Source organism: Hyphococcus luteus, from assembly GCF_002943565.1.
Classification (GTDB): domain Bacteria; phylum Pseudomonadota; class Alphaproteobacteria; order Caulobacterales; family Parvularculaceae; genus Hyphococcus; species Hyphococcus luteus.
Map to the genome: position 1 here is coordinate 406189 of NZ_PJCH01000003.1, position 21093 is coordinate 427281.

General features: G+C 54.8%; 12 protein-coding genes. 5 read left to right on the forward strand and 7 right to left on the reverse strand.

Annotated features, from left to right (window positions below):
* Positions 1-676 precede the first annotated feature (676 nt).
* The 4 genes from CW354_RS04520 to CW354_RS04535 form a co-directional block, all read right to left on the reverse strand.
* Complete coding sequence (locus tag CW354_RS04520; RefSeq protein WP_104828847.1) at positions 677-3007, reverse strand: zinc-dependent metalloprotease; 2331 nt, start codon at positions 3005-3007, stop codon at positions 677-679.
* An 83-nt stretch (positions 3008-3090) separates the two neighbouring features.
* A complete protein-coding gene (locus tag CW354_RS04525; protein ID WP_104828848.1) occupies positions 3091-6705 on the reverse strand; it encodes a TonB-dependent receptor in 3615 nt (1204 codons plus the stop codon).
* A 179-nt stretch (positions 6706-6884) separates the two neighbouring features.
* Entirely contained in the window at positions 6885-7985 is a 1101-nt protein-coding gene (locus CW354_RS04530) for a FecR family protein (protein WP_104828849.1), read from the reverse strand.
* Complete coding sequence (locus CW354_RS04535) at positions 7982-8602, reverse strand: RNA polymerase sigma factor (RefSeq protein ID WP_104828850.1); 621 nt, start codon at positions 8600-8602, stop codon at positions 7982-7984. Before CW354_RS04535 ends, CW354_RS04530 begins: the two co-directional genes overlap by 4 nt.
* Before the next feature lie 346 nt (positions 8603-8948).
* Between CW354_RS04535 and CW354_RS04540 the strand changes: the two genes are divergently transcribed.
* On the forward strand, positions 8949-9389 hold the full coding sequence (locus tag CW354_RS04540) for a DUF6491 family protein (RefSeq protein ID WP_133162176.1): 441 nt from the start codon (positions 8949-8951) through the stop codon (positions 9387-9389).
* A gap of 355 nt (positions 9390-9744) precedes the next feature.
* On the forward strand, positions 9745-12678 hold the full coding sequence (locus CW354_RS04545; protein WP_104828927.1) for a M16 family metallopeptidase: 2934 nt from the start codon (positions 9745-9747) through the stop codon (positions 12676-12678).
* A gap of 764 nt (positions 12679-13442) precedes the next feature.
* Here the strand turns inward: CW354_RS04545 and CW354_RS04550 are convergent.
* The 3 genes from CW354_RS04550 to CW354_RS04560 all read right to left on the reverse strand — a co-directional run bounded on the left by CW354_RS04550 (position 13443) and on the right by CW354_RS04560 (position 18405).
* Complete coding sequence (locus tag CW354_RS04550) at positions 13443-13811, reverse strand: hypothetical protein (protein WP_104828852.1); 369 nt, start codon at positions 13809-13811, stop codon at positions 13443-13445.
* Between the two features lie 17 nt (positions 13812-13828).
* Complete coding sequence (locus CW354_RS04555) at positions 13829-18097, reverse strand: RHS repeat domain-containing protein (RefSeq protein WP_104828853.1); 4269 nt, start codon at positions 18095-18097, stop codon at positions 13829-13831.
* 83 nt (positions 18098-18180) lie between these two features.
* The gene (locus tag CW354_RS04560) at positions 18181-18405 is read right to left on the reverse strand and encodes an RHS repeat domain-containing protein (protein ID WP_207764662.1); all 225 of its coding nucleotides are present in this window, start codon (positions 18403-18405) and stop codon (positions 18181-18183) included.
* A 362-nt stretch (positions 18406-18767) separates the two neighbouring features.
* On the opposite strand from CW354_RS04560, the gene CW354_RS04565 reads away from it, so the two are divergent.
* The 3 genes from CW354_RS04565 (at position 18768) to CW354_RS04575 (ending at position 20817) form a co-directional block, all read left to right on the forward strand.
* A complete protein-coding gene (locus CW354_RS04565; RefSeq protein ID WP_133162177.1) occupies positions 18768-19109 on the forward strand; it encodes a hypothetical protein in 342 nt (113 codons plus the stop codon).
* Between the two features lie 393 nt (positions 19110-19502).
* Positions 19503-19643 (forward strand): antirestriction protein ArdA, encoded by a 141-nt coding sequence (locus CW354_RS04570; RefSeq protein WP_104828855.1) that lies wholly within the window; start codon positions 19503-19505, stop codon positions 19641-19643.
* 136 nt (positions 19644-19779) lie between these two features.
* Positions 19780-20817: a nucleotidyltransferase family protein gene (locus tag CW354_RS04575; protein WP_104828856.1), complete on the forward strand. Its 1038-nt coding sequence runs from the start codon at positions 19780-19782 to the stop codon at positions 20815-20817.
* The last annotated feature ends 276 nt before the right edge of the window (positions 20818-21093 follow it).

The window sequence follows — 21093 nt, forward strand, 5'->3', positions numbered from 1 at the left end:
CTATGGCTTCAGGGTCTGCCGTGATCGCCGATGATGAGGTAATTTCCGAGATACGAAAGCATCATCGCGATCTATGCGGCGTCGATATGGAAACATATGGGGTGTATGGCGCAGCCCGAGAAGCTCGTCAGCCGCGTCCGGAAGTCATATCAATGAAATCAGCGTGCGATTTTGCAGGCCCAGACAAAGATGACACTTGGCAACGGTGTGCGGCCTACACGAGCGCGCAAACTGTTCGTTTATTTCTGGAACGTTTGTAAATGACTTGCTATCCGACAGGTTGAGCCCTTAATCGAAATAATTGTTCGAAAAAAAATTAAGGTGGCAAATGCGTCAGCGTATGATTGGCACTATAGTATCCCACTCTTCAAATGCCATTTGAACTCGCTGCGAACATGGACTGCACCTCTCTGACACAATAAACAATATTACAGGGCATTTTTTTGAGCGAAGCCATATTCTAACATGATGCCAAATATCGGCGTGTTAATGCATTTTTTAGCGTGAGAGAGCCCTACATGCCTAGTGACGAAAATTATTGGCGCCTCGCTTGGTACGCCTGCCGCCGGTGCCTCCTAATTAGCTTATAGGACGAATTGAATCGCCATGTGCGAGTCTTGGGGGTGCAATCGGTTCTGAGAACGATCTCGAAGCTTTTCCGATTAGATTAGTGGTGCTACCGCTTCGCAGCCAAGATCAAATCTAGTTCAGCGAGGACATATTCCAAGTAGTCACGTCTTTTCCGATCGCGCGCTTGTTGCAACGCACGATCCAAATCATGGCGCAGGCTTTTGAGATCACTATGAATGGCAAACGCAACCACGGCATATGATTTGTCCCCTGTTCTGAATTTGAATAGTTGATCAAGAACCGCGAGGTACTCCTTTTGAAGCTGCTGGCGATAGGCCGTAATTTCGGCATTTTCATCTCCGAGCTCCGACCAGATCGCATGCCGAACATCGGTCAAAAATTCCTCCTGACTGTAAATATCGACATTCGCTGGGGCGGAAAGCTCAAATTCAACCAGAGCCTTCAACCGCTCATATCTTACAAGCCCCTTCAAAACACGGGATTGCAGGCCGACAACATGATCGACGCTACCTAGAGGGGGCTCAAATCGGTTAGAGATTGCAGGATTTATCAAATAAGCAGGCGTATGAAAGGCCGCCTCGCCAAGATAGGCCATGGCTTCACGCTGTCGTTCTGCCGGAATGGGGGTGTGGACCGGACCAGGCTCAGTCGCGCTTTTGGGGGCGATCGTATAACCGCCGACCAAAGTCGCGACGTGACTCATCAGGGTCACCCAATAGCCAGTAGCGTCAAAATACATCTGCTCAAGGAGGAATTGCCCGCCCCCTTCATGCAGCGTGGCCTCCGGCAGCCTGTTGATTGCATTTTTCAGATTATTGAGGCCAAGCTTCGTCGCCATAACAGGATCATCGCTATCGACCGCATTATGGTATCGCTGCGGGATATTGCTTCTTCGACCTTCAATATAAGTATACCATGGCTTGGCTTTCATTTCTTTGATAATCGCCTCAAGAAACGGCGACTCATCCTGCCAGCTATCCGCTTCAATAAACTGTGTATAGGCCCATTTGATCATGTGAATATCGGCCGGACCCACTCTGGGAAGCAGGTATTCAGCCGGAATCTTATCTTGCGGCTGTGCAACATAATTACAGCGCGAGTAATTCATCACGCTTGGGGTAAAGCCCATACGCGATAGCCATTCTTTATCGCGCAATTTTTCCGTCGGGTAGACAAATTCACCATAATTTCCATCGATGATACCAAACGCATGCCCCGATTCATGGGCGGCGGTGTTTTGCAAGAACGCTCCCTCCAATGATTCGGGAAAAGGCGCGCGTCGCGCCCTGGAATCCAAAACACCACACAAGGCAAAATAAAGATTTTGCATCAATTCGTGCGGCGCAGTTACAATAATATCTGCTTTCAAGATTTCTCCGCTGCGTGGATCGATAACCACATCCACGGTTCCGCCACCGCTCGCTTCATCATGTGGGTCCCGATATCGCCAGAAGTGTTCTCTATTCCTGACTTTTACAACGGAGTAACGCATACTGCGCCCGTCAAATTCTGCACCGTTATCAGGCGTATCCCGCACGATCACCGCGTCTTTAAACCCCGCAGCCTCAAATCCTTTTCGCCAGGATTCAATTCCAGCCTTTAGCCAAGGCTTCATCCATGCGGGGGTATTCTCTGCGAAATAGAATACAATCGGCTTTTTTGGCTCGCTTAGACTTTGTCCGGAATCTTTCTTTTCCAGCCGCCATCTCGCAATCCCAGCTGGAGACACAGGACTTCTCAAGTCCCACGCATCGGAAAAAAATCCCATGCGTGTATCGTATAGCCGGGGTCGCATGTGCGTTTCCGGCAATTTCAGAAAACTCCAAAATGCAGATATGGTAAGCGGTTCCTCTTCGTAGCGGTCCCGGTCATATTTTATAAGACCTGCTGCTGAACGCGTCATCGTCGCGCGTATTTCAACCAACCCTTTGTAAGAAAAAACTTTGTTTACCCTGCATTTATCGTAATCGATCACGCCTTCTATAGAAGGCAACCCTTCAATCCGTTTCAAGAAAAGGTCCGTTACATCGATCTCGTATCCAATTTTTTTACTCTGCGTACGGATCGGAAAGGTCGCCAATATGGAAGGCCGCCATGCATCAAAAAGGTCATTTCTGAGTTTAACGCCGACGTGGGCGTCACGACCTATCGATTTCTCAACTATCGGCGCAATGAGTAATATTTTGTCGCCCTCGCGAACCCAGCGCACAAGCTTTTGGCCAATCCCTGCTCTTACGACGAGGAAATCTTTATCCAGTTCGGCAGGCGGTACCGTTAAGATCACGCGGTCTTTTTCGAGGCGAGCAGCAAATGCAGTTGCATCTTCCTCGCCGGAACCACTGATCGCCCCGGCCTCTATTGTCATACTTGTTAGAATGGAAATCGCAAGAAGCACGACCACGATCTTACGTTTCATATTATCACCCACGCTTGCCAGTCCGCCGCCGACGCAAGATCGCCGGCGGCAAAACGCATGCTAAACTTTTTTCAAATTAAAGACTAAAAGGCGCCCGTAACGCCAACCCGAAATTGGCGGCCGCCGAAATAGTTTTCCAAGCGAATATATTTCGACGTATAACCATCATCCGCGCCAACAGATTGTGAAATGCTGGGGTCATTAGCGCCGTGCAACAGATCCGCACCCTCCAGATAAATGCGAAAATCTCCAAAACTCTGATCGAATCGATATTCGAGTCGCAAATCGAGTGTTCCATAGGCTTCCTCGTAGCGGCTCAAATTGTTTTTCTCGAAGCTAAGTTGCCGGCGGGCCTGCTTGGTATAGGCAAGGTTAGCGTCAATCCCGTATTTGTTATAAGTTAGTCCGGCCGTCCCGGAATGCTTAGCTTGCCCGTTAAAGGCAACATTCGGGACGGTGATATCAGCCGACTCAAATCCGCTGACATTACCGTCTCCGTCTAAAACCGGACGCTGCGACCAGTTGATTGGCTGGTTCTTCGAACTGTCAGTAAACGTGTAATTGGCATAAACCCCAAACCCGCCCCAGAAACCAGGCAGGAAGGTGAGCTGTTTTTCGATAGAGGTCTCAATCCCCCAGATTTTAGCGCTATCCGGGTTATTCGCAGGAACTTGCAAGATAAGGTCGTAATCTTGCGGATTGTCCAGCACATCCTGGAACCTGGGATCGTCGGGTAGAATTTCTCGTACCTGATCCAATACCGCTTCGCCTGAAGTTACATTGCTTTCCAGAAGATTGGAGATATTTTTGTAGAAAGCACCAATTTTTAAAACGCCGATATCTCTGTCATAATATTCCGCGCTGAAATCCAGGCTATGAGTTCGCGCGGATTTAAGGTCTGGGTTTCCTTTGCTCACGAAAAGCTGCGGTTGATCTCCGTTCGGACCAAAAAACGGCAATAAAAAAAGAAGCACGGTTGGCTCACTTGAAAGGAGTGACACCTGCGGTCGTGCAATGGACATATAATATCCGGCGCGGAAAATTAAATTATCACTTTGACGATAGTTGATAAGCATACGCGGCAGGTACTCGGTCTGAGTCGCTTTCTCTGACACAAGCCTAATATTGGATTCTCGGAAGGCGATATCATAGCCGCCGGCCTCATATATGTTCGGGCTGTTCAGGTTTGTAGCCTCGAGTTCCACCCGCGACATTCGCACGCCACCAATGAATTCGAATTTTCCAACATCGACTTTGCCCTGAATATACGCCGCGAACTCATTCTCCTTTGTGAAAGCCTCCGAGAGTCTTGGATCACGGTCAAAAACGCTTTTATAAATCAGCGCCCCCGTTGGACATCCCGATACTGAAGAAGGATCACATACCAATTCCAAGTCTGGGACAGCATCGATAAAACCTATCAAGTCCTCTTTGCTGATGAGGCTTACTGGAGAGTCAATCCCAATGGAAGACAGACTGCCTTCAGAAAACCCAAGGCCGACATCACTAAGCGAAGGAAAGGAAAACAACGGAGGCATCCTCACGCCTGCATAACTCACCGAACCGGGATATCCATTGGAGAATTTGGACACCTCATAACTGGCACCGAAGTCTAGATAGTCGAGATATCCATTTTCGAAGTCACGACGCACGCTAGCTTCACCATTAAATTTCTCATTGCGCCCCCAAAATGTCGTTTCAGCAACACTGCTGAATGCAGTGTTATCCGGGTTTTGAAAGTAATCGAATCCAGCTTCCGACAAAAGAAGATCCGGCAATCCTCCCTCACCAGCGGTTCGCGGAGCAAAAAGTGATAAAATGCGCCCCTCAACAGTATCCGTTGCTGAAGAAGCAACATAGCTCGAATCTAGAACCTGATTAGGAAACGACGTAGTGAGAGTTCTTTCAGGATTTGTTCTGCGTCCATTCGCATAACCGGCTGCATATGTGAACCGCCACTTATCAACTTCCGATTGCCCTCGAAAACTGTAGACATCTGTCAGCTTTTCTTCATTTCGAAGGGCGTACAATGAACCGCCGTAAACTGATCCATTCCAGCCCAGGGCCGAGCGTGCCTCTCCTCCCAACGCCAGAACCGGTCGCACACTATATGAATTCGATGAAGACAAACTCGATTGTCGCCAAACTGTAACATCATCTTGATCCAGCCTTTGAAAATCAAATGATAATTCTGTGTGATCGCTAATCCGCCATGCTCCGGAAATAGTCAGCGCAAGATTTTTTGTCTGCGCGTCATCAAGATTTACACTAAATCCGTCGGCATAAACTGCGGCAGCGGCGCCTTCATAAGGAAAAGGAGTGCGTGGATCAATTTGTGAAACTGAGGTTACAGGCGAACCGTCCGCGTGCAGCGGGAGATATTGACCAAATCTCAGGTCGGTAGAAAGGCGCACTTTGCTAACGTCGCGATCGCGATATTGGACTGATGCCGATAGTCCAAACTGATCCTCTCTTCCGAAGGTGCCCGAAACTGTGCCTGCAGCCAGAAACGATTCATTAAAGTCATTCGCCCGCTTTGCGCCTTCCAGCGTAAAGGAGGCATATCGTCTAGGCCGGTCCAGCGGCGTTTTGGTCTCGATCTCGATGAGAGCGCCCGTGCCTGAACTGTCCTGATTGGGCATCAGCGTTTTCGAAATCGTGACCTTGGATATGGATTCGGTCAGCACATTGCTTAAACTGGCCGAGCGTCCAGTGCCGCTTCCCTCCGGTAATTCGACGCCATTCAGCTTCACCGTGTTCAAATCGGGCTCCAACCCTCGCACGATGATGTTCGCGCCGTCGCCCGTCTGCGCATCACGTTCGAAAATTACGCCGGGCGCACGGCGGAGCGATTCCGACAATGTCGTCCCCGTAAAATTACCGAGCAGATCTCCCGATATCACCGTCGAGACATTCTCCGCTGTTCGCTCTTGGTTGAGCGCCTGCGCCCGCGCAGATCTACTGCCATAAACGACAACAACATCGTCGCCCGAACCGCCTTTCATCGCGAAACTTTGGTCGAAGCGCCGTCCCGGTGCGACGTCGATCGCCGCCACAACATCGCGATACCCGAGATAAGAAATCCGCAAAGTGTAAGAGCCAGGGCGAACGCTCGGAAATCGAAAGTTACCCAAATCGTCAGTCGATGTGGACTGACCGGTCTCCTCGATCTCGACAAGCGCGCCTTTAAGGTTGCCGCCGGTGCGCTCGTCCTTGACGCCGCCGGTTACCGTGACCGGCGCGCCGTCGCCGGACGGGCCCGTCGCGCGTGGTTCGACCGACATGCCTTGCGTCGCGTTTTCTGTCTGCGCCACCGTAATGACACCGCCGAGATCGGCCTGCCTTGCATTTGCGCGAACAGCAAATGCGCCGCCTTCGCCAGCGAATACAGAAAGGCCGGTGCCGTCAATCAGCTTACCGAGCGCGACATTCGGCTCGAATTCGCCTTCGAGACCGTTCGTATTGTAACCTTCGACAGCGTCATAAGCGAAAACCACCGAAGCATCGGCCTGTTTGGCGAAGGCGTTCAGCGCTTTCGCCGCCGGACCTGCGTCGATGTCAAACTTTTTCTCTTCCGCCAATGCTGGCGCAGTTGCGGACACGAGCATTGCGGCAAGCGACGCACCTGCCAGATAACGCGTCTTGCGGCGCTCGATTTTCGCGTGATCCCCTTTGAAGTTATTGGCGGATTTGGTCATGGATTGACTCCTTCGTTCCCCTCCGGCCGCTCCCTTGCGTGCAGCCCTTCAATCCACCGACGCCTCAGCTCCTTTGCGCCGCCAATCGGATTTCAAAAAAACTTCAAATTATTCGCCCACGGAAATCCCTGTTGCAAATTAGCCACGCACTGAATTGCCGCGCGAAGTTGCGATCAGCACTAACCGTGCGAAGCGTCACGCAGCATAATCAGTCCATCGCCCTCGCGATCGACCTCGATGGAGAGGCCATGTTCCAAGACACTCAAGAGACTCTCGACATCATCGGTCCTGAAATACCCCCCGACGCGCCGATCCCGGATTGAATCATCAACGATGATAAAGCGCGCTTCGGAATACCGGCTGAGTTCAGACACAACATTTTCCAGCGGCTCGCCCTCAAAAATCAGCATGCCGCGCCGCCAGGCGAGCTCCCGGTCGATTGCGGCTTCGGAAACAGACGTAACTTTCTCCGGCTCCGTCATGTCGGCGCCGAGCCGTTGACCGGCCTCCAGATAAACCGTGGCGAGCGGTTTCGGTTTTTCAACAACTTCTGGTTTGTGCGCCATTGCTGGCCGGGGCGCCGGCATATCTTTCTTCGTCACCTCGACCTTGCCTTCGGTGACGAGCACTTCGACCGGCTCATCCGGCGTCAAGCGAACATTGAAGGCGGTGCCGACGGCGCGAACCGCGGTATCGCCCGCCATTGCGATGAAAGGCCGGTCGGGATTCTTCGCCACCTTGAAATGCGCCTCGCCCTTGGAGAGCCGCACCAGGCGTTTATTGTCCGCATATTCGACATCGACGATCGAATTCGTATTGAGCTCGATGACGGACCCGTCCGCCAGTTCGATGGTGCGCTGCTGGCCGACGGCCGTCGCATAGCTCGTTGGCGGATGGGGCGCATTGCGCGGCGTTGCGATAAATAATGTCAGCGCTACCGCCAAAATCAGCGACGCGGCGATTGCGCCATAGCGCAGTACGCCGAGCGGGACCGGAACAAGACGCTGGCGTTCTTCTTCATCAACGCCGCGCTTGACCGTTTTCAGTTTTGCGTCCTGCTTCAGAACGGCGAGCTCATCGAGCCGGCCCCAGACCTTTTTGAACTCTTCGACGGCGCGTGCATGGCGCGGATCTTCTTTCAGCCATGCATTGAATTCCGCGCGCAGCTCCGGCCCGGCGTCTTCCGCATCAAGGCGCCAGACCCATTGAGCGGCCTCTTCTTCGAGCGCAGTCCGATCCTTAAGATGGTGCACGCGGTTATCGCGATCGGACGCCGTCATGAGCGGCCTCCGCGTTTATCTGCACCCGACGATGCTGAATCCCTGTCGTCATAACCGTCGTCATGCACATTCTCGCCGGCGTCATGGCGCGTAAGAAAGTCCCGGCACGCGACAATGCCGCGGCCGACATGTTTTTCTATGGTGCTGGGGGCGATGCCAAGCACGTCCGAAATCTCCTTATGGGAAAGGTTGTAGACTTTCCGCATGATAAAGACGCGGCGCGCCTGCGGCGGCAATCGATCGATCGCTTCCGCGAGCGCCCCGAGCCGCTCGCGCGCCACCAGCAGATCATCCGCCGCGGCGCACATATCCTTGACGCTTAAGGCGTCCACATCCTCCACTGCCTCGATCGGCGAATTGCGGTTTTTCCGGTAGCGCTGAATGAAGAGATTGTGAGCGGTGCGAAAGAGGAATGCGCGAGGGTTCTCGATGTCCTGGCCGCGCTGGGCTTCGTAGACTCGGAGATAGGCTTCCTGCTCGATTTCTTCGGCCTCATGCGGCGAGCGCGACAATTGCAGAAGATAGCGTTTCAGGGCCTCGGAATGCCGGTGGACATGGGCCAGGAACCAGCCGCTCCCCCCGTCGGTCCTTTCTTTTTTTTCGTCCTGGTCGGCCATATCCTGCAGGCTCCGTCACGCCCCATCAAACCACGCCCGGCGCGCCATTCCCCTGTTTTTGCTTAGGATTTTTTACCCGCCGGCAAGGCTTAGGATGACGTTTTTTTGAAAGCCCGTCCAGATGTGGCGCCGGGAACGCAGGGCCGGCTGAAAAAACTTTCAACATCGACTGGCGGCGCCCGGGGCCCCAGGCGTCAAAGGTATGCAGGCATTTTGCAGCGACCTATCGGTGCCCCACACAGCCCTCTAATTTCGCCGGTCTGGCGGAATTTCCGCTCCAGAGCGTCATAAACCATACGGGATGCCCAAGAGGGCGCGGCGGCGCAAGCCGGCGCGGGGATTTTCTATGAAACCAAGATTTTTATTGCTCGCTTCACTTGCGCTCACTGCATGCGCAACCGGCTCGTCCGGCGGACCGGAAGATGCGGGGCGCCGCGGCGAAGAAATCGACACCGTATGTTTCACCGGCGGGCTCTCCGGATTCTACGAAGCGGGGAGCAACGCGGTCATCCTGCGCCGCAGCCCGAGCGAGTCCTATCTCGTCGAGACTGGCTACTGCCCCAATATGAGAGCCGTTGAAGGCCTCAAAATCGACGACCCCAGCATGTGTCTGAAGCGCGGCTCGCGGCTTCTCGTTTACGATACGCAGTTCCCCCGTTCCGGCGAACCTGCCGACCGGCCGGATCGCTGCCTAGTGAACCGGGTCTATGATTGGCTGCCGGCGCAAAACGAAGAAATGATCGCGCTCGCTGCGCCGCGACAGGCGACGAACAAAAATACGCAATAATCGCCCCTTCACTCCGCATAGATCAGCAGAATTGCGCGCCGCCCGCGAGGCTTGCGATGGATACACGCGCAACGCCTCTGAATGCAGCGTTAATGCGCGCTTGCGCGCCTGTCCCCTATCGGCCAACCGTTTGAAAAACACGATCAAATGAGCGCTTCTGAGTGGCGGCATGGTCGCCGCTCTGCGTCTTATCAAATGGAACGCGCGTGCGTGAGGCGATCCTCAATGCGCCGCGCGCCGTTTCGGTAAAGCGCCCTCTGGACCGGAGCAGCGTTCCACCTATTCGCCTGAAGCAGCGCGGGACGCCGTGTTCCCGCGCTGCTTCTTTTTCAAGTTTGTGACCGGAATGATGACAATGAAACAGACGATGTTGAAGCTGACCAAAATCGCCCTCCTCGCCGCAGCAAGCCTCGCCGTACTTTCGGCATGCAATAATGAGCAAGCATCGACGCCCAAAGAAGCGGCGGCCGCGGCGGAAAGCGCAATGACGGCGTCCAAAGTCGACGGCGTGCGCTTCATCGAAAAGGTGACGCGCGGGGAAGGCGACGACTTCGTCATTCCTTATGAAAAATACGCGCTCGACAACGGGCTCACCGTGATTCTTCATGAAGACCATTCCGATCCCCTCGTTCATGTAGACGTCACCTATCATGTCGGCTCCGCGCGCGAGGACATCGGCAAGTCAGGCTTTGCGCATTTCTTCGAGCACATGATGTTCAACGGCTCCGAGAATGTCGCCGATGAAGAGCATTTCGGGCTGATCACCGAAGCCGGAGGTACGCTGAACGGCACCACCAATACCGACCGGACCAATTATTTCGAGACAGTGCCCAACAACCAGCTCGAACGCATGTTGTGGCTCGAAGCCGATCGCATGGGCTTCCTTCTGCCCGCCGTCACCCAACGGAAATTCGAAATCCAGCGCGCGACGGTCAAGAACGAGCGCGGCCAGCATATAGACAACCAGCCTTATGGGCTTGTAGGCGAAAAGCTGAATGAAGCGCTCTACCCGGAAGGTCATCCCTATTCCTGGCAAACCATCGGCTATATGGAGGACCTCGACCGGGTCGACGTCAACGACCTCAAAGACTTCTTCCTACGCTGGTACGGGCCGAACAACGCCGCTCTCACTATCGGCGGCGATTTCGACCGCGACCAGGCGCTAAGCTGGGTCGCAAAGTATTTCGGATCGATCCCACGCGGACCTGAAGTGGGCGAGCCCGAAGCGCCGACATTTACGATCAACAAGAACCGCTATCTTTCCTACGAGGACAATGTCGCCCTGCCGCTTATAGTCATGTCCTGGCCGACAACCACACTCATGGACAAAGACGAAGCACCGCTTGACGTGTTGATGTCGATCATCGGCACCGGGGATACGTCGCTCCTTTACAAAAACCTCGTCAAGAACGGCCTTGCTGTGCAGGCGCAGGCCGGCCATGGCTGCCAGGAGCTTGGCTGCACATTCACGGTGAATGCGCTGCCAAACCCCAGTGGCGGCGCGAGCCTCGCCGATCTCGAACGTATCATCCGCGAGACGTTCGAGGAATTCGAAGAGCGCGGCGTCTCGGACGCCGATATCGACCGGTTCAAAATGCGCATTGTCGCGGGCAAGGTCTTCAGCCTCGAGAGCGTTTCCGGCAAGGTCTCGCAGCTCGCCGCCTATCAGACCTTTTTCGCCAATCCCAATCTCTCGACGGAAGACATCGCACGATATGAGACGGTAACAGCCGAAGACGTGATGGCCGCGTATGAGAAATATCTCAAAGGCAAGCCGGGCGTCATCCTAAGCGTTCTGCCGAAAGGCAAAGCGCTCGCGCCCGCCAAGCCCGACAACTGGACCTACACGCCGCGCACCCTCCCTGAATATCAGCCGCTCTCGGAGAATGATCTCGAGTTCAGGATGGCGACGGATGATTTCGATCGCGGGGAGAAGCCGCCGGTTGGACCCGCGCCCGAAATCCACACACCGCCGATCTGGCGCGACACGACGCCGAACGGCATCGCGGTTCTCGGGGCTGAAAACAATGAAACGCCGACGACCGCGCTGCAATTGCAGATCCATATCGGTCAGCGCGAGGAGCCGCTCGACAAGCTCGGGCTGACGGCGCTCACTTTCGCCATGCTCGATGAAGCGACCACCGGCGCCAGCAAGGAAGAGTTAAGCGGCCGGCTGCAACGCCTCGGCTCCAGCGTCTCGATCGGAGCCGGCGACGACTATGCAAGCCTCGTTGTGTCAACGCTTACGGACAACCTGTCCGATACGCTCGACATCGCCGCCGCGAAACTGTTCTCTCCGGCATTCAAGGAGGACGACTTCAAACGCGTCAAGAACCAGTTCCTGCAGGCCATCGCCCAGAAAGAGAAGAACCCGGGCGCGCTTGCCGATGACGTGCGCCGTCTCCTCATTTATGGCGGCGACAACGCTTTCGCGAATGCGGATATGGGAACCGCCGACACGATCAGCGCCATCACACTGGATGACGTCAAAGCCTTTTATGAAGTGAAAGTCCGAAAAGCGAGGGCTCAGATCGTCGTCGTCTCGGACCTGCCGCAAACAAAACTGATCAGCGAGTTCTCGGCTTTCGCGCAATGGAAGGCAGGCGATGCAAAACGCGCCGAGATCCATGCATTTCCCGCTCTCGAAACCGACGCCATCTATCTCATCGACAAGCCTGACGCGGCGCAGTCGGAGATTCGTATTGCGCGCCGCGCCATGCTCTGGGACGCCGCCGGCGAATTTTACAAAGCGAACATTATGAACTTCCCGCTTGGCGGCTCGTTCAACAGCCGCATCAACCAGAACCTGCGCGAGGACAAAGGCTATACTTACGGCGCGCGCAGCGGCTTCGGCGCCAATGATTATGCGGGCGCCTTCACGGCGAGCGCCGCCGTGCGCGCCAACGCCACCGGCCCGGCGCTGACCGAGTTCTTCAAGGAACTGGACGCCTATCGCAAAGATGGCGCCACAGACGAAGAACTCGCTTTCGCAAAGAACTCGATCGTTCAGCGCGAGGCCCTCGCCTATGAAACGCCAGGCAAGAAAATCGGCTTCCTGTCGAACATGCTCACATTCGATCTCGAGCCGGATTTCGTCGACGATCAGCGCGCGGCGCTGAACGCCATGATCTTGGCGGACGTCAAGTTCCTCGCCCGGCAATATCTCGATAAGGACGACATGATCGTCGTCATTGTCGGCGACCGCGACCTCATCCTTAACGATCTCACGGGCTTTGGCCGCCGCATCATCGAAATCGACGCAAGCGGCGCGCCGATGGCTGCCCAGTAGACTTCGGGGGGCGTCACGCCGGTTCCGGCGCGAACTCCCTCGCCGTTTTTCCTCACTCTTACGAGGCCCCGGCGCCGGCTCCATAAACTCAACCTGGGCTGAGACAATCTCGCGGACCCAGCGTTATCCCTCCTACGTTTTTCCGAAAGTCAGAATATCGCTCCCCAGGAAGGCGCTGCCGACGGCCGGCGCCCCGCTTGCCTGTGGGGAAAGAACGGACCGGGCCGGAGTAGGAGAGCGCCATAAGAGCCCCCCTCGCCTGCAACTTCTGCCGCGACGCTCGCGGCGGATAGGTCGCGAAACTAAGTGGCGTGCCTTGCGATCTACAATAACGTATGCCTGCACGGGGCGCGGATCTAGTATGGCACCGCAGACGAGGTTCGCAAGGCCGTCGCCGTCTTGCTGGCGGCGAGTCCTGACTCGGACGCAGAAGAACGGGCGCCATGGTGGTTTCGAGGGCGCGAGCGTTTCGGAATATGCCGTGTTTGACGAGTTTGTGCCCTTGCCGAATTCATCGGGGGCACGGGAGACTTGGATCGATGCTCGGGGAGCTAGTATTAGAAAGCGTAAAATGCTCGGCTTTACGCAAATTCAGCAAGGTCAGGTTGCGTTAAGATCGGCGCAAAAAGTTCGAAGGATAAACGAGGTTGAGAATGGAAAAATGGCTATTGCAAATGGCTATTGCACACCTCATCAACACCGATAGTGATATAGACTAGTCTTGCTGCCGATTCATGTCAGGTATTAATGGCAGTTATTGAATATCAAAAAAAGAGAGAGCGGGTCCCAGGATCGGAGAAGAAAATCGAAATAGATTCATAACCGTCCCCTGCTATCGGAATCTTAAACACAACTTGCGGGAGATGGATCATTAAATTTTCTCCGTCGAATTCTATGTATTCGACTTCTTCGCCAAACAGGCATGTTAAATCTAATTTGGGAAATGTTGCTGGGCTTATTGTTCCCAGCGAGGTATTTGACTCGCGTGATTCGACCTCAACGCTAGTTTCCACCACGATCTCCCCAGCGTCGAAAGTTAATATAACTTGCGACGAATCGCATGCAATTCTAATAAACTCTGATCCAGCAAATTGCTGTAGTTTTTTGAGAGCTTGTGCTGTAATCGCGGGCATGGACACCCTTCAGTTCGTTAATATCCGGGCATGGCCACCATACCATCAAGCGGAAAGTGAGTCTCGGCTCTCGTTCCGGGCTTGCCAGTGATGACGCTTATTGGTTGGCCAACAGAATTATACACTCTGAAGTAACCAGACGGGTAGCGGGCATTGGGAGGCATTATTCGTATAGTATTTGCCCGGCCTTCCGGATTTCGGCCCCATTCTGGTCTCCACCCTGGCGGTGCGAGCCAAGCAACTGGCCCATCTTGATATAGTCTATAGCTAGGAGGTGCGTATAACAGCACCTTCCCATCCGGCAATAGCACACGACTTTGTAAAATAAACTGTGCATTTGCCGGGGGGACAGGCAATGCAGTAAGCTCCGCGACTTTTAGAATTGGCTTGAGCACTGAAGGAGTGTTCCAAATATTGGATAGCTTTTCGTAGTTCTTGCTGTCGATCGATCTGCCTTGGCTCCATGCCTTTGAGCCGCCCAATATCGATGTATTCTGTATCTTCGAGGGTGTTCCTTGGGACGTGCCCGCTAGGCCCACGCTTCCTCCCAGAGCTGTGAAACTCTTCGCTTGCGCATGATTAGCATAGCCGCTTGCCGCTGCACTGAGTCCACTTGTGGTCCTGCCGCACCCCCCACTACATGAAACATTTGCGCCAGGAGAGTTAGTCACAAATTCCCAGAGGTCTGCGCCTACTGGATCATCTGGCTTCGTATTCTGCTTTTTGTCACTTAGGCCGCTCGGATCCGTCCCATTCACCGGGTCTCCGCCGACATAGCCATACATGTTTATGCCGTCGCTATAGCCGATGGGGTCGGTCTGCATGAAACGGCCGAGCTCGTGGTTATACCAGCGGGCCTTATAGTAATAGAGGCCCACATGCTCGACGAAGACCTGGCCGGTATACTGGAACGTGCCGACATTGCCGGCGCCCGGCTGGCCATAGGCGTCATAGGTGTTGACGCCGGTGACCGCGCCCGAGGAATTGGTGATCGCGACAATAGAGCCGCGCTCGTCGGGGATAAGGAAGCGCCGGTCGGACGTATCGTCGCCCTCATACCAGACAAGAGGCTCGTCAGCGCCCGCGCCATGCACGTAGCGGCGCGTGATGTCGAAACTCGAATCCTCTTCGGCGACCACGGTTTCGCCGGAATAAATATAACGGGTCGAGGGAAGGCCCGATTTGGTGGCGTAGCGCAATCGACCGGCCGCATCGTAATGAAGCGTCGCACCGTTTCCGCTGGTCATGAAGTTTTCGTCGTCGTAGGAATAGCTGACGCCGTCATAAGACGTCAGATTGCCGTTGTTGTCATAGCTGACGGAATTGCCGTCGACGCTGGTCGCCTGGTTGAGGCCGTTAATGATAGCATCGGCGTCGATATTATAATGGTCGAGGAAAGCATAGAGATCATTGGCGCTGGTGCGCTGCATGATCTGCCCGGCCGGATTGTACGAGAAGTTCAGAGTCTGGTCGTGGGTCGTTCCCGACAGATTGTCGTCAATCTCCGTGAGGCGCGAGGCGCCGTCATAGTCGTATTCGGTCACCGTGCCGTTGCCGCGGGTGAGCTTTGTCCGCCGCCCGAGATCGTCATATTCATATTCCGCGAGGACGCCGACGCCGGAGCTCGCGCCGTTTTCGCGCACCTTGGTGACGGCGCCCGAGAGATCGTAATCGTAATTGACATAGAAATTGTCCGGCCAGATCATTTTCGTCATCCGGCCCGCATCGTCATATTCGTAAAACATCTTTTCCGACCCGGCCTGCCTGTCCATGAGCAGGCGCCCGAGCGCGTCATAATCATAGCTGACATAGGTTACGCCGTCGCCGTCGAGTTTCGTGACGCGACCGAGATTGTCATATTCGTAAACGCGCGTCGTCAGACCGCCGCCGCCGGTCGCGCCGATGCGGCGCTCAAGATTGTCGTAAGAGAATGTGCGCGTGAAGCCCGCCCGATTGCGGTATGTCGCAACGGCCCCGGTGTCGCGATAGGTCCATTGCTCGTAATCGCTGGACGAGCTGACGCCGGCGCCCTGGGAGGTCGAGGGATAGCGGGTTTTCACCCGGCGGTCGTAATTGTCATATTCGTAAGTGGTCTTGTTGCCCTCGCCGTCGGTGACGGTCGCCACAAGGCCGTTTGTCGTGTAGGTCCTGTACTCGTCGATTCGCGCTGTCGTATTGCGCGCGGTGATTACGTGAACCGGCCGGTGCAGCGCGTCGTAAAGCGTCTGCGTCTGCCGGTCTTCGCCGAAGGAGCCCTCGGTTCCCATGCTGCATCCGCTCGGCGTCGATCCGAAGATCGAGGGATTCATGCGCCGGGAGACGCAGTTGAGAAGGCCGTTGTCCCCCCGGTACTGCAAATCGACGACCGCGTAGGTCGTCCCGCCGGCGGAGAATGACCGTCTCTTCTGGCGGCCGTATGAATCATAATCGGTTGTTGTTGATTGAAGCGCAGAAAAGGACGCGAGGCTCGTTCCGCTCGTGGTCGTTCCGGTCTGGGTCAGATAAGGCTGGCCCCGGCTGTTATAAGTGATCTTGGTGGCGCGATATTTAAGCGGCCCGCCGCCGTCTGGGTCCGGCCCAATGGTTCCGGCCACTTGGCCGCCAGGGGTGTACAAAGTCCGCGTGAAATCCGCCGAGCCCGGCAATGGCCCATCCACCAACACAGGAAAGCGCTTGTTGTTGTAGGTCACGGCGGAGGTCGCGGAGACGGAATTGTTCCCCGCCTTGACGGTTACCGACGACGGCAGCCGGTCGTTTATCCCGTAGGCGATCTCGGTTTTGGTTTCCGAGGCGCTTCCCGAACAGGTGGACGATCCCGTCGAGGCGCAGGAGGACACGGAAGTCAGCCGATAGGCGGACGTCGAATAAGTCGCATGTTGGTAGGAATATATCGTTTGCAACGAATATCCGTATGTCGTCTGCGGGCGCGCAATTCCGCTTCCCGGCGACGGCGCTTTGACGGTCAGAACTCCGCCATGCGTGCCGTTATAAGTGTAATCAGTCTGCCGGCCATAGGCGTCTTTCGTCCAGCTGGGCTGGTTGCAGGTTCTGGGATTGGAACAGGACGAAGGATAGGACGCCTGGTAGGTCAGGATATTCGACCCGCCTCCCTTGGCGTATTCACGCACGGCCGTGACATTGCCGCGAGAGTCGTAGGTATATTTGGTATAATTTCCTTCAGGGGCGTGTACTTCGGTCATGCGGCCGTAGCTGTCATATTCATAGCTGGTGGTCTGGTTGAGGTCGTTTGTATTGCTTGTCACGCGACTGGAATTCATATCCGAGACCACCGTTCGCGTGTGGCCGTCATTGTCGGTAATCGTCGTCGTGCGCGTCGAGCCGTTGTCGGAATAGGCATAGGTCCAGGTGAGGCCGAATTTCGTAAGCTGGTAGACGCGGCCCGAGCCGTCATAGGTGACCGTAACATCGTTGGACGAGGCGCCTGGTCCTTTATAACCGGTTATGCCGTCAGCACTGCGCGTATAGGCATGCGTGCGTCCGGCGGCGTCGGTGATTTCTTCAGTGGAGCCGTTATGGGAAAAGGAAAGCGTCTGCCAGCTTCCCGAACCGAAATAGGAGGAAGCCACGATCGACGTCGCCGTATACCAGCTGGCGCCGCAGCAGGTGTCCGATCCGTAATCATAGGTAAGCTCGTAGCCGAGTGTGCTTCTTATCCTCTCGAGCCTGACAGCTTGTATAAGCGCGATACACTGCCCCGTAATCGGATGATAGGCGTTGCATTGTGACTGCAGGGCGTAGGCGAACTCCACTCGCTCCCCGCTCGGAAAAATGACCGCGTCAACGCTGGCAATATTGGCCTCTATAGGCGTAAGCCCGGACGTCGCGATCGTATATTCGGCAACGACGCCGTCAGCTGTTGTGTATGTGTACTGAGGGTGAGAACTCTGATATTCGAGCGTGCCGCCATGCCCGTCGTCGGGTTCATAAACGCCGCCGCCGACAGATGTCCAAATTCTCGTTTCGCCGAACAGAGTGACGGCGAGCTTGCCCGAGCCGGCCGAGTTGATCACGCCGGTATTGGAATCGACATATTTCTTTCCGCCCTGGCGTGTGACGCCAAGAGCGCCGGGACCATCGCCAATGCCGATCGAAGGATAAGGCGGATAATAATTGCCGGTGATGAGATCGACGCCGTTGGCGTCGGTCGTAATGTCCGGCGGCAACGGCGATTCGGAAGGCTGTGCGAGCGCCCCGGTCGCAGCCGCGAAAACACCGAGAAAAATAAAAATTATCGCGCCACCGGCGCGCATTATCGCCCGGTTCATATGCCGGCTCCATTATAACCTGCCGCTGAAACGCACCGCCGCGGACTTAAAGAATCTTACGCTGCTGGAATGCTATCCCCCGATCAGGGCGGCGGATTAGGCGAGCCTGTAGTCGTTTCGTTAGTGCGATTGTTCGCGTCGTCATATTCATATTCAGTGTCGACATCATTATTGACAGTTCCTGATCGTTCTACTTTGATCAAACGACCTTGCGCATCATAAGTGTAATCAACGGTTTCTGAAGCGTTCGCCCATCCACAGGAAAGTGCGAAGGTGGAAACTGTCACTATCAACCAGGTTTTTTGCATAACTGCTCCATTGGCGTGCGCGCAATCTGACGCCGCCTGACCGATAGGACTCAAAATTGACTACGCGATTGTATAGAGCAAAACAACGCCGACTCTATAGGCAAAAGGTTGCAATCAAAGTGTATCACGAGTCAAAGTGTATCACGAGTCAATAATAGAGGCGAAAATATCATAAAACTAAGACAATCTTTTTGTATAACATAACGCAACAGGAGGAGAGATCGCCTGTTTTTACTGGGACTATTGATCGGCGCCAAACAAAATGCATAGATAGGTTGTTCCGTAAGCGCATCTAATTTCCGAAACCGCCCCCTCGCGGCGAGATTAATACGACTGAACAGCAATCAAAGGATATGGACGCCATGATTTCAAGCCTCGCAGCAGCCTTGTTTTTGTTCGGCGCCAATGGCGAGCCGCAGAAAAGTGTAATGTGTGTACAATCAAAACACGGAGACGAAAATTACATCATTTTCGCCATTCCTCGTAAACGTTTGGAGGAATTTTCCGACAGAACAATAGAGAAGGAACGGGACTTCACAATCGTTTCCTGCCCCGGCAAGTGGGATGCGTCTGCGACCGCTGCATTGTGCAACGCTGTTGAGAAATTCAGCGATGACCTCAAGGCTGCCATGACAGAAGTCTATGCAATTTCGCCCGATGAAATGTGTGAGGCTTCGCGGGAGGCGACTGCTCCAAGAGAATAGATTATCTTTGACGGCGCCGCTTAATGAGCCACGCGGCCTTCAACCCAGGGATTGAAAAAGGCGTTTTCAGTCGCGCGTGGATCGAACTGAACATATAGCGGACATCATGCGGGACCATAGGAACATTCATTAACAAGGCCGCATTGCGCATTCATACGGCCAGGCCCGCATCAACGCAGGCGCTCATTTTTTGAGTTTTACGGCAGATCGGTCTTTCGGTCCCAGGAGATCCGGCTTTGCGTTTCCACGCCAAAAACGCCTAGCGCTATCACTTCATCCCTCTCCGCCCTGGAGAAGCATTTGTCTGCGGCCCGCTTGATGCGCGCGTGATCGAACTGCGATAGAGGAAGATTACAGGGCAAGTATTCTTCGTTCGCCGATTTCGCTCAGAATTTGACCGAGGAGACGACGAAAACCCCTAAAAACCTGCAATATTATATCGATTATGAGCGCATGGGGCGCGATCTTGAGATGAACGACGTGCTCGCCGTGGAAACGGGATTTGAAGTAGTTCACGTATTCTGGCGGCGCTAACGCCGTGATGCAAATTGTGAACCTATGCGTTCAATGGCATTCAATGCTAGCGTAAGCAAATAATCTCCAACCTTGGAGGTTCGGGATAGGCCCTCGGGTATTGATTTTTACCGGCAAAATGCTATTCTGCCGGTAAATGGCTATCCAGGAACTGCCCCTCGTTCTCCAGACCAGCTACGCCGAGCTGACGGATTTGCTGCGCGCGCAAACGGCCTCGGACTTCCCGGCAGGATCGACTTTTCGCAAGCGGGAAATTTCCGGCAAATCCTACTGGTACGCCCAAGAGCCGACCGGACCGCAAGGGCGCCCGCCAGAGCGCTATCTCGGTCCAGACACCGAGGAACTGGCGGCCGCAATCGAGCGAGGACAAGCAGCCAAAGCGGACGCCGATGCGCGCAAGGCGATCATCCGGTCACTAAAGGCGGCCGGGCTGCCTGAACCGGATACGCTCACCGCAGCAATCCTCGAAGCCCTGGCAGGCGCAGGCGTCTTCCGCCTGAGGGGCGTCGTTGTCGGCACGGTCGCCTTCCAGACCTATGCGGGCCTTCTTGGCGTCAGATTGCCTGGCGCCGCCATCAGAACCGGCGATGTCGATATCGCGCAAGATTACGGCGTCGCTGTAGGAATCGACGATGCGCTCGAGACTTCGTTCCTCGACATTCTGCGGCAGGTCGACAAACGCTTTTCGCCCGTGCCGCATATTTCATCACAGACCGCTGCAACGACCTACGCCCGCCCAGGCGGTTACCGCGTGGATGTACTGACGACCAATCGAGGGAAGGATCGCGACGCTCCCGTCACACTGCCCAGCCTGAAGACCGACGCAGTTCCCCTTCGTTTTCTCGACTTCCTGTTGAAAGAGACGGTCCAGGCGGCGGTGCTCAGCAAGACAGGCGTTCTCGTCAACATACCGACGCCAGAGCGATATGCGGTTCACAAGCTGATCGTTTCAACCTTGCGGCATTCGGTAGGCGAAAGCGCGGCCAAGGCCGACAAGGATGTTGCGCAGGCCGCGACGCTGATCGAGGCATTCTCGGTCAAGCGCCGCCTTAACGATTTCAACGAAGTCCTTCGCGAAGCGAAGAAGCGCGGCGTTGGCTGGCGCGAACGTCTGCAAACTAGCGCAGGTCGCTTGCCGGAAGAAATCAGATTGCTCTCAAAATTGCTGACCTGATATCTGGCGCCGGCTTGACGGATTGAATTGTAAAACAGCATGCAGCGTCATCAAAAAAATTTGATCTCGCCACTGACAAACATGCACAAACGTGATACAGAATACGCCATGTTTGGGAACTGAATTACTCAAGCATAAAAATGTGTTGGAATGATGCTTGGTACACGGATGAACAATCTCTCGCAAGATTTTGAAAGAAAAATCAGACTCGGGACAGGTGAATCCTCTCCTGGGATCAGCGTGTCGAAATGATGCAATGGTGGGCCGATTATCTGG

What these genes read in the sequence shown, in the direction of transcription:
- CW354_RS04520 (WP_104828847.1), bottom strand. Translation starts at nt 3,007, where the DNA reads ATGAAACGTAAGATCGTGGTCGTGCTTCTTGCGATTTCCATTCTAACA.
- CW354_RS04525 (WP_104828848.1), bottom strand. Translation starts at nt 6,705, where the DNA reads ATGACCAAATCCGCCAATAACTTCAAAGGGGATCACGCGAAAATCGAG.
- CW354_RS04530 (WP_104828849.1), bottom strand. Translation starts at nt 7,985, where the DNA reads ATGACGGCGTCCGATCGCGATAACCGCGTGCACCATCTTAAGGATCGG.
- CW354_RS04535 (WP_104828850.1), bottom strand. Translation starts at nt 8,602, where the DNA reads ATGGCCGACCAGGACGAAAAAAAAGAAAGGACCGACGGGGGGAGCGGC.
- CW354_RS04540 (WP_133162176.1), top strand. Translation starts at nt 8,949, where the DNA reads ATGAAACCAAGATTTTTATTGCTCGCTTCACTTGCGCTCACTGCATGC.
- CW354_RS04545 (WP_104828927.1), top strand. Translation starts at nt 9,745, where the DNA reads ATGAAACAGACGATGTTGAAGCTGACCAAAATCGCCCTCCTCGCCGCA.
- CW354_RS04550 (WP_104828852.1), bottom strand. Translation starts at nt 13,811, where the DNA reads ATGCCCGCGATTACAGCACAAGCTCTCAAAAAACTACAGCAATTTGCT.
- CW354_RS04555 (WP_104828853.1), bottom strand. Translation starts at nt 18,097, where the DNA reads ATGAACCGGGCGATAATGCGCGCCGGTGGCGCGATAATTTTTATTTTT.
- CW354_RS04560 (WP_207764662.1), bottom strand. Translation starts at nt 18,405, where the DNA reads ATGCAAAAAACCTGGTTGATAGTGACAGTTTCCACCTTCGCACTTTCC.
- CW354_RS04565 (WP_133162177.1), top strand. Translation starts at nt 18,768, where the DNA reads ATGATTTCAAGCCTCGCAGCAGCCTTGTTTTTGTTCGGCGCCAATGGC.
- CW354_RS04575 (WP_104828856.1), top strand. Translation starts at nt 19,780, where the DNA reads ATGGCTATCCAGGAACTGCCCCTCGTTCTCCAGACCAGCTACGCCGAG.